The organism is Streptococcus nidrosiense, assembly GCF_042140045.1.
Classification (GTDB): domain Bacteria; phylum Bacillota; class Bacilli; order Lactobacillales; family Streptococcaceae; genus Streptococcus; species Streptococcus nidrosiense.
In genome coordinates, this window is the sequence record NZ_CP152419.1 from 1,613,699 (window position 1) to 1,627,478 (window position 13,780).

The following is a 13,780-nucleotide window of genomic DNA, read 5'->3' on the forward strand; positions in this document are numbered from 1 at the left end:
GACACCAATCTTAACTATTTTATAGTAAACAGGGTTCAAAATCAAGCCTTGAATGATTGTTTAGACAATTTTAATGTTTAGTTTTCTCTGAAAACGTTATTGAACAGTTTCAACATTCCAAGTAGTCCATCCCTTGAAACGAATGGCGCCCTTGTTGTCAGTTTTTAAGACTAAATTCTCAAGTTCTTTCTCTTCTTGGTTATTCTCCCCATTTTTAACTTTAAATGATTTTTTCTTGTCTATTGAAATAACGGTGATTTTAGGGTGTACATTTTTGAATTTTTCGATATCTGTCTTTTTCTTCGATGCTTGCTGATGAGTTATCACTACATCTGCTTTCAGCCTTGGATAATAGCTCGTTAAAAATTTCTCCTCTATATTTCCAGTAACTAGAAAGGTTTGGTTTAGTAACTTTCCATACATTGTAATTGAATCATTTTTATCCTTATTTTGAGTTGTGATTACTTCCAAACTACTTCCAAAAATAGGTAACTGCTGTCCAGTTTTGATGGCAACTACCTTGACTTTGCTTTCCTTCAGCTTATCCATAAATTCTCTCTTAGATAAAGTTTCTTCAGTTACTAGAATCTCTCCAAGCTCGAAGGCTTTACTGATTTCTAACACATGATCTAACTGCTTGGTATCACTAGTCGTTAGAACCAGCTGATCAATCTTTGCGACTCCTCGACTTTTTAGATAAGGGATTAAGCTACGTTTGGCATTGCTCGTGGTGACTTTCTCCTGCCAGGCTTCTTTCTTTTCAACTTCAGACTTCTCTCCGACATCCAGTAGAATGGTCTTGCCTGTCAGGTCTCTTAGGAAAATGCTTCGCCCCTGCTCCATGTCTAGGACTGTGATTTCATTTTCCAGTGGATGTTTGGTAATTAAAAAGAACGAGATGGCAACTATGCCAAGCATAGATATTTTTTTCAAATTCTTTCTATAATCATAAATCAGCGCCAAAGAAATTAAAAGAAATACCAGAACCCAAAGACTCGGCTGACCAAAAACAAGAGGCCTCGTAGATAGCTGAGAAATATAGCGTATGATGTTTTCTAACCATTCAAAGAGAAAGTTAAACTGGGTAATAGGATAGATGCATGACAGACAAAAGAGAATCGATAAGAGTGGTAACAAAACCATGTCAAATAAGAATGAAAAAACAAAAGTCAAGAGGATAGACCACGGTTGAAATTCTGAAAAATAGAATGATAAGATTGGCAAGATTCCCAAGGAAATAATGAAACTCTCTCTGGCAATAGCTTTTATGCCTTGACCTTCTTTACTTGTCATAGTTAGGATAAAGGCATAGGCGCAGGAAAGAACTCCTCCAGCTGTAAGGAAAAAATTTGGCATGACTATAAACAAAAGGAGGACTGTTATAGCAAAGTTATCCAAGCCCTTAAAACCATGCTGGGCCAAGATTTTTTGTAGAAGACTTCTAATCACAGAGGCTGAAAATCCTGTCATGCCTGCATAGAACAAAGAAAAGGGATAGGCAAGCCATTTGAACTTCTCTTGAGTCAAGCCCAAACGTAAGATTGATTTTTTAAAAGCATTCATGAAGAAACCAACCTGCATCCCTGACAAAGCAAATAGGTGAATAATTCCAAGGCTAGAATAGAGTTCATTCATTTCCTCAAAGTCTGTGTCCAAGTGCCCTAATAACAGACCTGTCATGTAATTGCGCATGGGGTCGGGAAAGTTCCTTTTTATCCATACAACTGCTTTTCTTCGCAAACTAGATAAATTTTCTCCAATATCCCAACTGCTCGTGGCTGTCTTATCTGAAATTTTCGAAATAGTCAAGGTTTGGTAAATCCCTTGACTTTTTAGATAATTACGATAGTCAAAGCCAGCAAAATTACTGGCTCCTTGAGGGCTAGCTAATTTCCCTTCTAAAGTAATTTCATAAATATCCGTTAGTTGTTGAAAGTCTTCTTTTTCTGCTTCTGATTGAAGTTTATAATAGACCTGAAAGAGTCTACCGTCAGCCTTTCCACGAAAAGAAAGACTATCCCCGTTTACCTTGATGGTATCAGGTAAGATTCGGACCGTATCAACCGAGTCAACGAGATGTTTACTAGCTTCTTCTTGCTGCCATTTTTGAAATGCAAACCAACTCCCGAAAAGTCCACAAATCAAGAGGACCTTGGTCACAGTTTTCCATGGAAATTGGAAAAAGAGGCAGACCAGTAAAAAAACAAAGCCCAAAAGTGCTAATACACTTGCGGAAAAGATTGCATAGTAGAGCCATAGCAAAAGAAAACTGAGATAGATTTTGGGGATGGGAAAGCGACTAATCCACTGTGACATACTCTTTTAACTTTTCTATCGTTTTTGTACCAATACCAGAAACCTTTTTGAGATCATCAACTGACTTAAATTTACCGTTGGACTCACGATGGTCAATAATATCTTGCGCACGTTTCGCACCTAAGCCTTTGACTTGTTTAAGTTACTCTAAACTAGCTTTATTGAGATTGACTTTCTTATTTTCCTTGCTGTTAGAAGTACTTGATGGCATTTCTTGACTAGTAGCTTCTTCCTTAGTCGGAACATAGACAAGTGCTTCGTCACTAATTCTCTGAGCAAGATTGATAGACTTACTATCAGCATTATCTGTCAGTCCACCCGCTTTTTGGACAGCATCATTGATACGACTTCCAACTGGCAAATCATAAATCCCTGGTTTTTTGACAGCCCCTTTGACATCAACAGTAATTAGATCTTGCTCCACAGCTTCTTCCTTCTGATTTCCATCTTCCTTTTCATCTGTCGAATCCTTTGGAACAGCTGCAACTTCAGTCTGCACCTTTGTTTCCTTAGCAGGTGTTTGCCTAGCTGGGTTAAGCAGGAAAAATCCACCCAAGACCAAACCCAAACCAGCACAGATAACAATGATTTTATATTCTTTGATTTTCTCAATAAGTTCTTCCATATTTTCTCCTCTCTTATCTTATTCGTAAGGCAAAGAAAAAAACAGCTGAAAAATCATTTCAACTGCTTACTTATTTGCAAAAAAATCTTCCTTGGTTAAGACATAATGGACATCTGTTACGATTCTTCCAGGTTCGTTTTTATCTATTCTAGCATAAGGTTCTTCGTGAGAAAAGCGCATACCTGATTTCTCCATGACCTTTCCTGACGCAGGATTATCTTTATCGTGAAGAGCGGTCAACTTATTCATTCCAATCTTTTCAAAAGCTAGTTCAATCACGGCACGATTGGCTTCTGTCGTCAATCCTTGGTTCCAATGTTTTTGATTGATAATGTAACCAATAGCTGCCTTCTTAAGAACAGTATCCATCTTGTGCAGGTCAATAGTTCCGATAAACTCTCCACTATTTTTTAATTCAATTCCCCATCGGCCCAATGGATTTGCTAGATAAAACTGGGCAATATTATTCTTGGTTTCCTCTAAACTTTGATTGGTTGGAAAAGTATAGCGCGTATTTTCCTGGTTTGAAGCATATTCAAACATGGCTTCTGCATCATCAAGTGTTACAGGTCTAAGCACTAAACGTTCTGTTTCGATAATTTGATGCTTCGCTAGTTTGATAAATAGTGATTCCATGATTGCACCTCCCAAAATAGGTTGCTAAAAGAATAACATAAAAGAAATAGGTTTACAAGTTTTTCTTGCAATTTAAAACGGTTTCATATACAATAAAGTCATCACAAAAACTCTGACGAATGATGTGATACATAAATTGAAACAGCTTAATAGAAAGTGAGTTATCCTATGTTAATTGGAATTCCAAAGGAAATTAAAAATAATGAAAATCGTGTTGCTTTGACACCTGCTGGTGTACAGAGTCTTGTTGGTCGTGGCCACCGAGTCCTCATCGAAACAAATGCTGGACTTGGTTCTGGTTTTGCTGATGCTGACTATGAAAAGCAAGGAGCTGAAATTGTCGCAACTGCTGCTGAAGCCTGGGCTGCAGAATTAGTGGTCAAAGTAAAAGAACCCCTTGCTAGTGAATATCAATTCTTGCGTGACGATTTACTTCTCTTCACCTACTTGCACATGGCAGCTGCTCCAGAATTGGCTGATGCTATGCTTGCAGCTAAAACAACGGGTGTTGCTTATGAGACAGTCCGTGATACTCAAGGACAACTCCCTCTATTGGTTCCAATGAGTGAAGTTGCTGGTCGTATGGCAGTCCAAATCGGAGCCCACTTCTTGACGAAACAAGCTGGTGGTTCAGGAGTTCTACTCGGTGGTGTCCCTGGTGTTCCAAAAGGAAAAGTAACCATCATCGGTGGTGGTGTTGTTGGTACACACGCAGCTCGCATCGCTCTTGGTTTGGGAGCTCAAGTAACCATTCTTGATATCAGTGCTAAACGCCTCTCTGTCCTAGAAGATGTCTTTGGTCACCAAATCCAAACTTTGATGTCTAACCCATTTAATATCGAAGCAAGTGTGCGTGAAGCAGACGTTGTTATCGGTGCTGTCTTGATTCCTGGTGCCAAAGCTCCAAAATTGGTGACAGATGAAATGGTACAACAAATGCGTCCTGGTTCTGTCATCGTAGACGTTGCTGTAGACCAAGGTGGTGTTATTGCAACAGCTGACCGTGTGACAACCCATGATGAGCCTGTCTATGAAAAACACGGTGTTCTTCACTATGCCGTTGCTAACATTCCTGGAGCAGTTGCTCGCACATCTACGATCGCCCTTACAAATGTTACTCTTCCATATATCGAAGCCTTGGCAGGAAAAGGATTTAAGAAAGCTATTTCTGATGATGCTGGTTTACGTGAAGGAGTTACAACTTATCAAGGTATCCTCACTAGCCAGCCAGTTGCAGAAGGCTTGGATCGTGACTTCACTTCAATCAGTGAACTTGTTTAAAATGATTTATAAATTTAAACTACAAAAATAAGAGCAGCTTTTCAACTGCTCTTTTTCTTTATTCTGTTTCTTCTTCACTTTCTTCAGCTTTGACAGGTAGAGGTTCATAGGCTCTGATAATTTGAGCTACAACTGGGTGGCGAACCACATCCTTGGCTGAGAAATGAACAAAGTCAATTTGATGAATATTCTTGAGTTTTTCTTGAGCATCAATCAAACCTGACTTGACATTACGAGGTAGGTCAATCTGGCTAATATCCCCATTGACAATCATTTTCGAGTTAAATCCAAGACGGGTCAAGAACATCTTCATCTGCATGATGGTCGTATTTTGCGCCTCATCGAGAATGACAAAGGCATCATCCAAGGTACGCCCACGCATATAGGCCAGAGGAGCAATTTCAATAATTTCACGTTCCATAAGACGGGTTGTTTGATCTTTCCCAAGAATCTGGTACAAGGCATCATAAACTGGACGAAGATAAGGATCGACCTTTTCCTTGAGATCACCTGGAAGAAATCCTAAGCTCTCTCCTGCTTCCACTGCTGGACGTGTCAGTATGATTCGCTTGACTTGGCCACGCTTGAGGGCTGTTACGGCCAAAGTCACTGCTAAGAAGGTCTTACCTGTTCCTGCTGGCCCAATCCCAAAGGTCACATCGTGTTGCTTGACACTATCCACATAAAGCTTTTGACCCAAAGTTTTAACACGGATGGGCTTACCTGTATTATCCTTGATAATCTCTTCTTCATAGAGGGCGACAAACTTATCGATTTCATTATTCTTAACCATGGTAATGGCTGTCACCACATCCGGAGTTCCAACAGTCATTCCACGATTAACCAAGACCATCAAGGCTTGGATAACTTGCCGTGCTTCCTCACAAGCAGACTCCTCTCCCAAAACTTGAACAATCTCTGTACGGGCATGGATGATGACATCCAACTCATCCTCCATCAATCTAAGGTGGCGCTCATTGGACCCAAAAAGGTGAAAAAGGTCATCTGGATGACTCAGTTGAATATCTATTGAATGTTCCTTCAAACAAAGAACCTCTCTAATTCTCTTATTTCGTTTTATCATTTTGTTTTCTTTTAAGTATGAAATAACTTTCAAAAATCCTATCACTTTGACAATTCGTAATGGTAAACGATACTTGCCAAAATAAGTAAAATCCTCATAAAAGATAAACTGAATGACTATATTATAGCAAAGAGGCTGAGAAATTACTATCCCAAACCTCATCTAGTAGCCTTAATGTTCTAAATATTCCTGCCAGATACGATCGAAGTCTCCCATATTAAAGGAAAAGCTAGCATGTTCCTCTAAAAAACGACTCACTTGATCAAAATCATCTGTATGCTTTGGGAAGGCGGATTCTTCAAAAGCCAAATCCGCTAAAATTGCTTTGGGACTATTGCTTTTAGGGTTGCGCTCGGTCATGAGCCAAGTATAAAATGATTTTCTCATAAGCCTCCTAAATCAACTCTGTGCCGAACTGATCTTGCTTGATTTTGCCAGCCTTCATCAAACCACCGAGTGCTTTTTTAAATTGACCTTTTGAAATACCGAAAGTGGCCTTGATATCATCTGGTGATGACTTATCATTCAAGGTCATGAAGCCACCATTGCTTTCCAAGTAGGTCAAAATCATCTGAGCATCATTTTCCAACATCTCAAAAGAACGTGGTTTTAGAGAAAGATTAAGAGTACGGTCAACCTCACGGAAACCAATGACACGCGCATCTAGCACTTGGCCCAAACGTGGTTCTGCATAGCGCTCACTTGGATGGATAAATCCAAGCATGTTGTTCTCTGGTAAATAGACGAAGGTTCCTGATAATTTGAGACGGTAAACAATGGCAGGCCAATTTTGATTCTGCATGTTATTGTAGGCAGGACGTGCCAATCGTTGGAAATCTTCCTGATAAGCTAAGATTCCCCAGATACGGTCCTTCTTATCCACTTCTAGACGAATATAAAGTCGATCACCTTTCTTTGGCCAGAGTTCTTTAAGTTCAGGGAGAATATCTAGTGACACAACGATTTCCTTGTCTGGTAATCCTGTATCAACAAAAACACCCAGGTCCTTACGAACCTCTGTTACAGTTCCCCAACCAAATTGGTCCTGAGTAGCAGTCACTTCTATAGTTGTCAAACGTAGTTTTTGCTTCATGTCTGTGTAAGCAAAACCTTTGACCGTATCACCAACTGTATGCTGACCATCTTCTTTAGCTAGGGCATATGTTTGACCATCCTTTTGAACAAAGTAAAAACGGTCATTTTCATCGATGATGAGTCCAACGATAAAACTTGCAAGATTTGTATTCATATTTCCTTCTTTCGAATAAAACTCAGCCAGCAATGCCAACTGAGTTTTTCTGTTTATTTCTTAGACTTCCAAGATTTCTTTTTCTTTGTTGGCAGTCATTTCGTCGATGTGTTTAACAGCATCGTCTGTTGCTTTTTGAATATCTTTTTCAAGAGTCTTCAATTCGTCTTCAGTGATTTCTTTTGCTTTTTCTTGTTTCTTAGCCTCGTCCATAGCATCACGACGGATATTACGGATAGCAACTTTAGCATTTTCACCGACTTTTTTCACTTCTTTAGCAAGGTCGCGACGAGTTTCTTCTGTAAGAGCTGGGATTACCAAGCGAATAACAGAACCATCGTTAGCTGGTGTAATACCTAGGTCTGAAGCATTCAAAGCACGTTCGATATCTTTCAAAGATGATTTGTCAAATGGTGTTACCAACAAGACACGCGCTTCTGGGATTGTGATAGAAGCAATTTGGTTAAGTGGTGTTTCAACACCATAGTACTCAACGTGGATGCGGTCAAGCAAGCTAGCATTAGCACGGCCAGCACGAATACTTCCAAACTCACGAGCAAGTGAGTGGTGAGATTGGGTCATTCTCTCTTTTGCTTTTTCTACGATTGCGTTTGCCATAATCTTTTCTTATTCCTTTTCTTCGATATTATTTGAAACTGTAGTTCCGATATTTTCACCAAATACAACACGTTTAATATTTCCTGGTTGGTTCATGTTGAAAACTACCAAGTCAATATCATTGTCCATTGAAAGTGTTGACGCTGTTGAGTCCATGATACGGAGACCTTTATTAATCACGTCACGGTGAGTCAACTCTTCAAATTTAACAGCTGTCTTATCTTTTTTAGGATCAGCATTGTAGACACCATCAACTCCATTCTTAGCCATCAAGATAGCATCCGCTTCAATCTCAGCTGCACGAAGAGCCGCTGTTGTATCTGTTGAGAAGTATGGTGAACCAATTCCCGCACCAAAGATAACAATGCGTCCTTTTTCAAGATGACGAAGGGCACGACCACGAACGTAAGGTTCTGCTACTTGTTGCATGGCAATGGCTGTTTGAACACGTGTATCCACACCAACTTGTTGCAATGAATCTGCCATTACAAGAGCATTCATAACGGTTCCAAGCATTCCTGTATAGTCTGCTTGAACACGATCCATTCCAGCTTCTGCTGCAGGTTCTCCACGCCAGAGATTTCCTCCACCAATAACGAGGGCAATCTCAATACCTAAGTTATGTACTTCTTGAATTTCTTGAGCCATTGCTTGAACTGTTTTGATATCAATTCCGACACCACGTTCGCCAGCAAGGGCCTCACCTGATAACTTAATCAAAATACGTTTATATTTGGGTTCCACCTGACTTAGCTCCTTTATTTTATTCAAACTATTTTATCACAATTTCTAAGATTTTTATAGTATCATGAGTTATTCTTTTGAAAATTTTAAACGGATAAGAAGTTTTCCAAATCAGCCAAAGCACGCTCTGCAATTTTTTCATAACGAGCCTTCTTATCACGAATGCGGTCGCCTTCCAATTCCTTGATAATTCCGAAATTGACGTTCATTGGTTGGAAGTGTTTACTATCAGCATGGGTGATGTAATGAGCTAGACTTCCAATTGCTGTTGTCTCTGGGAAAATAGCCTCGCTTTCGCTCTTGAAAAGACGAGCTGCGTTAATACCAGCTACTAGACCTGATGCCGCTGACTCAACATAGCCTTCCACACCCGTCATCTGACCAGCAAAGAATAGATTTGGCTGTTTCTTAGAACGATAAGTCTGCTCAAGAAGATTTGGTGAATCCATGTAAGAATTACGGTGCATAACTCCATAGCGAACAAACTCAGCGTTTTCGAGACCTGGAATCATTTGAAAGACACGCTTCTGCTCTCCCCATTTAAGGTGAGTTTGGAAACCAACGATGTTATAAAGACTACCTGCAGCATTGTCCTGACGAAGCTGAACGACCGCATAAGGAGTTTTAAAGTCTCCATCACGAGGACCTGTGTAATCGTCTGGATACTCCAAACCAACTGGTTTCATAGGACCATAGAGCATGGTTTTGATACCCCGTTTAGCCATGACTTCGATTGGCATGCATCCTTCAAAATATTTTTCTTTTTCGAAAGAATTCAACGGAGCTTCTTCTGCATTGACCAAGGCTTCATGGAAATCCATAAACTCTTGTTTGGTCATAGGAGCATTGAGATAGGCTGCTTCTCCCTTATCATAACGAGATTTGAGATAGACCTTATTCATATCAATGGTATTAACATCTACAATTGGAGCTGCCGCGTCGTAGAAATAAAAACCGTCCCCGCCGTTAAGAGCGTGAATCTTTTCAGCAAGAGCATCACTAGTCAAAGGACCAGTCGCAACAACTGTAATGGCATCTGTTGGCAATTCTGTGATTTCGTCACGTACCACTTCAATCAAGGGATGGTTGGCAATCTTTTCAGTAACCATTTGAGAGAAACCATCACGGTCAACCGCGAGAGCACCACCAGCAGGAACTCGCGTAGCTTCTGCTGATTCTAGGATAAGAGAACCAAGACGACGCATTTCTTCTTTGAGGAGACCGACAGCATTTGTAAGAGCATCCCCACGTAAAGAGTTAGAGCAGACCAACTCTGCAAAATTGTCAGTTTTGTGTTGCGGTGTTGACTTGACACCACGCATTTCATAAAGTTTAACTGGAATACCACGCTCTGCGATTTGGTAGGCTGCTTCAGAACCTGCCAAACCCGCACCGATAACATTGATATAAGATTGAGACACGACACTAATACCTCTTTGGGTGAAACTTAAGTTCATTCCAGAATAAGTCACTAGACTGTTTGACACCCACAAATCTTTCTATTTTTTTCTTCTTCTAGTATAACAAAAAAAGGGAAGAAGGCAAACTTCCCTGTTTAGTCATTGGATTGATTGTCTTCCCATTCGTGATAAGCAGCGTAGAGCTGGCTTTTGTTCCATTGGTAAATCTTTGCAACTTCCTTAATGGCTTGATTTTTCTTCATGCCTTGCTGAATGCGGTCCTGTATCTCAGAAAATAAATCCTCTTCATCCTTATCCTCTACTTCTTGACTAGCACCTTCTACAATGAGAAGGCATTCGCCTTTAAGAGGTGTTTGAGAAATACTTTCTAATAATTCAGTAATAGTTCCACGTTGATATTCTTCAAAGATTTTGGTCAATTCTCTGACCAAAACCACCGAGCGATCACCGCAGACTTCTAGCATATTTTCTAGCGTATCCGCCACACGGTGAGGAGATTCATAGAAAATCTGGGTCTCTGAATAAGCTTTTTTCGCTTCGAAAAATTGCTTTTGCTGACCTGATTTTCGTGGTAGAAAACCATAAAAGATGTGGGGTTGTGGTGCCAAGCCGCTAGCAATCAAGGCAGAAATTCCTGCACTAGCTCCAGGAACTGTGACAACTGCAATATCTTCTTCGATAGCAGCCTTGACCAAATCATGCCCCGGGTCAGAAATACTAGGCATCCCTGCATCAGATACTTGGGCAAGATTTTGACCTTGTTTCAACAAACCAATCAAATCAGGAATTTTTTCCTTGGCATTGTGTTCGTGAAAACTGATTTGCTTGGTTGAAATCTCAAAATGCTTGAGCAAAAGTCCCGTATTACGAGTATCTTCTGCCGCGATCCAGTCAACCTCTTTCAAGGTCTGAATAGCGCGAAAAGTCATATCATCTAGATTACCGATTGGCGTTGCGACTAGATAAAGCTTGCCATAGGGAGTTTGTCCCTTAAAACTCTTTTGAATCTGCATACTTACTCCCTAAATAACAACTCATCACAAAACATGCATTCTGCATCTTGCTCTCGACGTTGGCCATAAAAGTCACGGCAAACATGAAAACCGTCCTCATAAATGCGACGGACATTTTCCCTTACATGTTTCGTTTTGGCTGGAGCTGTCTCCTCAACCTCTCCCAAACGTTCTCTCAGTTTATCATTTTCTAAACGAAGAGCTGTATTTTCCTCTACCAGACTCTTGAGATTTTTCTTGATAGCTTCGACGTCTGCCAAGGTTACCAACAATTGCTGTGAAAAGTCATCTAAAGCATCAAATAATTCTTTTTTATTCATTACAGCCCTTTCTATAATCTATCTTTACTTTAAATTTTTTTGTAAAACCAGGTATTCCAAAGCGTTTTGAAAGCTAACATTGGCCCGCCACATTTTACGAGTTTGGACGAGATTTTGCAAAATATTACGAGCTGAAACATTGAGAATCTCTTGACCAGCTAGTACCTCTAAAATTCTGAGCACTTGATCTTGCTTTTCTTTATCATCAGACAAACTCGTTAATTTTGCAACTTGCAAATAGGATTCTTTTTTATGGGCTAAAAGCCAAGAAAAGAGGCGTTCACTTTCATCTACTAGTGTCCAAAATCCTGCTTGATGGACAAGCTTATCAGCCTCCGCCTGAGATTGACTAAACTGAGCCAATAGCTTAGCTTTATTTTTTACTAAACCAGCCTCTTCAAGCTGTGACATTAAAGTTGAGACTTGTTTCTTAAATTGGAAAATCTGTGTCCGACTTCGAATCGTTGGTAACATCTGTTCCTCATCATCGGTCAAAAAGAAAATATAAATCTCACTTTGTGGCTCTTCAATAACCTTCAAGAGTGAATTTGCAGCATTCACATGCATTTTTTCCGCTTGCTCGATAATAAAGACCTGACGTTGATTCTCAATACCAGACTGGGAAAATTGACCAACTAATTCTCGAATACGCTCCGTCTTAATGACTTGATTTAGAGGTTTAATTATGGTCACATCAGGAAACTCTTCCTGCTCAATCAATTTACAATTCCGACATTTTTCACAAGGAAAAATACCATTTTTCTCACTACAAAAGAGACTTTTAGACAAGAAAAGGGCCATCTCTAAACTTCCAAAATTACCTGAAAAGAGATAGGCATGATTGAGCTGCCCTTGGTCCAAGATATGGACAAAACGTTCAAATTGTAGAGGTTGACAAGCTCTTAATTGCTCTTGCTTCATCTCCTTAATCCCATCCTATCAAAAAGTAGCTGTTGCGTATTTTCAATCACTTGATCAAGTGGTAGGCTAGCATCGATTTTTTCGATGCGATTTCCTTCTCTTTCAAGAAGAGAAAGGTAACCTTGACGAACTTTTCGGTGTAGATCCAGACCTTCCATGTCCAAACGATTTACCTCCCGATCACTGTTGGCAGCAATACGTGCCAGCCCCTCTTCGACTTCAATATCAAAATAAAGAGTCAAATCAGGTTTCAGTCCATCTGTCGCAAACTCATTAAGCCAATCAATGGCATCGATATCTAAACCACGCCCAAAGCCCTGATAAGCAACAGAACTATCGATAAAGCGATCCATGATAACCAGTTTTCCAGCTGCAAGTGCTGGTAAGACCTTTTCCACCAAGTGTTGTCGACGACTAGCAATATAGAGGAGAAGCTCAGTCTTAGGATCCATTTCAGTATGACTAGGATCTAGGATAACTTCGCGAATTTTTTCTCCAATTAAGACCCCACCTGGTTCGCGCGTTGTTAAAACTTCTACTCCCCTATCCTCTAATATAGGGATTAAGGCTTCAAGAACGCTTGTTTTTCCTGCTCCCTCTGGTCCCTCAAGAGAGACTAAAAATCCTTTTGACATGTCTGACTCATTTCTATTTTTCTCTCTTCTATTCTATCAAAAAAATAGGGATTTGTGAAAAGCTTTTTTCATTTCCTTCTTTGTAAGAAAAAAAGAGTGTGAGTTTTAACACTCACCTCTTATTTGCCTAATTCTTGAGTTTTTTTGTAGGCTTGATTGACAGCATCCATAACGGTTCCTCTAAAAGCATGTTCTTCTAGACTTGATACACCAGCAATGGTTGAACCACCTGGACTGCAAACTTGGTCTTTCAAGACTCCAGGATGTTGCTGACTTTCTAGGACCATTTGACCTGCACCAACTACTGTTTTAGCCGCCATTTTCAATGCCGTTTCTCTTGGCAATCCTGTTTGAACTCCTGCATCTGCCAAAGCTTCGATAAATAGATAGACAAAGGCTGGTCCACAGCCTGCAAGTCCTGTTGCTGCATCTATTAAACCATCACTTATTTCAACCAACTGGCCAGCCTTGGCTAATAGTTGACAAAAAAGTTCACTGTCTTCGGGATGACAATTTGCAGACAAGGCATAGCTAATCACTCCTTGCCCAATAGCAACAGGTGTATTAGGCATGATGCGAATAATCCTATGGTGACTTGGAAGAAGACTAGCGAGTTTTTCCAAGGTCAAACCAGCTGCCATGGAAATCAAAAGAATACTTTCTCGTTTCTCAAGGATTGACTGATATTGAGTAAGCAGTTCTGAGAATTGAGCTGGCTTCACTCCTAGAAAAATCACATCTGCTTCTGCAAAGATTTCGTCATTACTAGAAGCCAGACCACCATAATTGGCAATAAAAGCATCCACCTTAGCTTGACTACGATTAGCGAGGAGAATCTGATAACTCATTTTTGCCTGCAAGACAGCCTTAGCCAAGCTGGAACCCATATTTCCCAAACCGATAAATCCAATCCTCAT

The 13,780-nt window shown here is 40.1% G+C and carries 14 protein-coding genes and 1 pseudogene; 1 reads left to right on the forward strand and 14 read right to left on the reverse strand.

Features of this window, described 5'->3' with window-relative positions; all coding sequences use genetic code 11:
- Positions 1-96 precede the first annotated feature (96 nt).
- From AAFQ93_RS07705 to AAFQ93_RS07715, 3 genes and pseudogenes are all read right to left on the reverse strand, one after another.
- Positions 97-2,316 (reverse strand): ComEC/Rec2 family competence protein, encoded by a 2,220-nt coding sequence (locus tag AAFQ93_RS07705; RefSeq protein WP_375555088.1) that lies wholly within the window; start codon positions 2,314-2,316, stop codon positions 97-99.
- Positions 2,300-2,941, reverse strand: a pseudogene (locus AAFQ93_RS07710) (helix-hairpin-helix domain-containing protein). Before AAFQ93_RS07710 ends, AAFQ93_RS07705 begins: the two are co-directional and overlap by 17 nt.
- Before the next feature lie 66 nt (positions 2,942-3,007).
- Complete coding sequence (locus tag AAFQ93_RS07715; protein ID WP_375555089.1) at positions 3,008-3,577, reverse strand: GNAT family N-acetyltransferase; 570 nt, start codon at positions 3,575-3,577, stop codon at positions 3,008-3,010.
- Between the two features lie 168 nt (positions 3,578-3,745).
- On the opposite strand from AAFQ93_RS07715, the gene ald reads away from it, so the two are divergent.
- On the forward strand, positions 3,746-4,858 hold the full coding sequence (gene ald, locus AAFQ93_RS07720; RefSeq protein WP_375555090.1) for an alanine dehydrogenase: 1,113 nt from the start codon (positions 3,746-3,748) through the stop codon (positions 4,856-4,858).
- 58 nt (positions 4,859-4,916) lie between these two features.
- Here the strand turns inward: ald and AAFQ93_RS07725 are convergent, their stop codons facing one another.
- The 11 genes from AAFQ93_RS07725 to proC form a co-directional block, all read right to left on the reverse strand.
- Positions 4,917-5,903 (reverse strand): PhoH family protein, encoded by a 987-nt coding sequence (locus tag AAFQ93_RS07725; RefSeq protein ID WP_049503680.1) that lies wholly within the window; start codon positions 5,901-5,903, stop codon positions 4,917-4,919.
- A gap of 210 nt (positions 5,904-6,113) precedes the next feature.
- Positions 6,114-6,329 (reverse strand): YozE family protein, encoded by a 216-nt coding sequence (locus tag AAFQ93_RS07730; protein ID WP_001232087.1) that lies wholly within the window; start codon positions 6,327-6,329, stop codon positions 6,114-6,116.
- A 7-nt stretch (positions 6,330-6,336) separates the two neighbouring features.
- Complete coding sequence (gene cvfB / locus AAFQ93_RS07735; RefSeq protein ID WP_375555091.1) at positions 6,337-7,191, reverse strand: RNA-binding virulence regulatory protein CvfB; 855 nt, start codon at positions 7,189-7,191, stop codon at positions 6,337-6,339.
- A gap of 60 nt (positions 7,192-7,251) precedes the next feature.
- Positions 7,252-7,809: a ribosome recycling factor gene (gene frr / locus AAFQ93_RS07740; RefSeq protein WP_001262232.1), complete on the reverse strand. Its 558-nt coding sequence runs from the start codon at positions 7,807-7,809 to the stop codon at positions 7,252-7,254.
- A 9-nt stretch (positions 7,810-7,818) separates the two neighbouring features.
- Positions 7,819-8,553: a UMP kinase gene (gene pyrH, locus AAFQ93_RS07745; protein ID WP_000433488.1), complete on the reverse strand. Its 735-nt coding sequence runs from the start codon at positions 8,551-8,553 to the stop codon at positions 7,819-7,821.
- Positions 8,554-8,639: 86 nt separating this feature from the next.
- On the reverse strand, positions 8,640-9,974 hold the full coding sequence (gene trmFO / locus AAFQ93_RS07750; RefSeq protein WP_223139862.1) for a methylenetetrahydrofolate--tRNA-(uracil(54)-C(5))-methyltransferase (FADH(2)-oxidizing) TrmFO: 1,335 nt from the start codon (positions 9,972-9,974) through the stop codon (positions 8,640-8,642).
- A gap of 134 nt (positions 9,975-10,108) precedes the next feature.
- Entirely contained in the window at positions 10,109-10,987 is an 879-nt protein-coding gene (gene rsmI / locus AAFQ93_RS07755) for a 16S rRNA (cytidine(1402)-2'-O)-methyltransferase (RefSeq protein ID WP_375555092.1), read from the reverse strand.
- Positions 10,988-10,989: 2 nt separating this feature from the next.
- Positions 10,990-11,307 carry a DNA replication initiation control protein YabA gene (gene yabA, locus AAFQ93_RS07760; RefSeq protein ID WP_001034369.1) on the reverse strand — a complete coding sequence of 106 codons (318 nt, stop codon included), beginning with the start codon at positions 11,305-11,307 and terminating at the stop codon, positions 10,990-10,992.
- 24 nt (positions 11,308-11,331) lie between these two features.
- Positions 11,332-12,228 carry a DNA polymerase III subunit delta' gene (locus AAFQ93_RS07765; RefSeq protein WP_223139864.1) on the reverse strand — a complete coding sequence of 299 codons (897 nt, stop codon included), beginning with the start codon at positions 12,226-12,228 and terminating at the stop codon, positions 11,332-11,334.
- Positions 12,225-12,863: a dTMP kinase gene (gene tmk / locus AAFQ93_RS07770; RefSeq protein ID WP_070461005.1), complete on the reverse strand. Its 639-nt coding sequence runs from the start codon at positions 12,861-12,863 to the stop codon at positions 12,225-12,227. Before tmk ends, AAFQ93_RS07765 begins: the two co-directional genes overlap by 4 nt.
- 119 nt (positions 12,864-12,982) lie before the next feature.
- Positions 12,983-13,780, reverse strand: coding sequence for a pyrroline-5-carboxylate reductase (gene proC, locus AAFQ93_RS07775; protein ID WP_045763719.1), 798 nt, complete (start codon positions 13,778-13,780; stop codon positions 12,983-12,985).

What these genes read in the sequence shown, in the direction of transcription:
- AAFQ93_RS07705 (WP_375555088.1), bottom strand. Translation starts at nt 2,316, where the DNA reads ATGTCACAGTGGATTAGTCGCTTTCCCATCCCCAAAATCTATCTCAGT.
- AAFQ93_RS07715 (WP_375555089.1), bottom strand. Translation starts at nt 3,577, where the DNA reads ATGGAATCACTATTTATCAAACTAGCGAAGCATCAAATTATCGAAACA.
- ald (WP_375555090.1), top strand. Translation starts at nt 3,746, where the DNA reads ATGTTAATTGGAATTCCAAAGGAAATTAAAAATAATGAAAATCGTGTT.
- AAFQ93_RS07730 (WP_001232087.1), bottom strand. Translation starts at nt 6,329, where the DNA reads ATGAGAAAATCATTTTATACTTGGCTCATGACCGAGCGCAACCCTAAA.
- cvfB (WP_375555091.1), bottom strand. Translation starts at nt 7,191, where the DNA reads ATGAATACAAATCTTGCAAGTTTTATCGTTGGACTCATCATCGATGAA.
- frr (WP_001262232.1), bottom strand. Translation starts at nt 7,809, where the DNA reads ATGGCAAACGCAATCGTAGAAAAAGCAAAAGAGAGAATGACCCAATCT.
- rsmI (WP_375555092.1), bottom strand. Translation starts at nt 10,987, where the DNA reads ATGCAGATTCAAAAGAGTTTTAAGGGACAAACTCCCTATGGCAAGCTT.
- yabA (WP_001034369.1), bottom strand. Translation starts at nt 11,307, where the DNA reads ATGAATAAAAAAGAATTATTTGATGCTTTAGATGACTTTTCACAGCAA.
- AAFQ93_RS07765 (WP_223139864.1), bottom strand. Translation starts at nt 12,228, where the DNA reads ATGAAGCAAGAGCAATTAAGAGCTTGTCAACCTCTACAATTTGAACGT.
- tmk (WP_070461005.1), bottom strand. Translation starts at nt 12,863, where the DNA reads ATGTCAAAAGGATTTTTAGTCTCTCTTGAGGGACCAGAGGGAGCAGGA.
- proC (WP_045763719.1), bottom strand. Translation starts at nt 13,780, where the DNA reads ATGAGGATTGGATTTATCGGTTTGGGAAATATGGGTTCCAGCTTGGCT.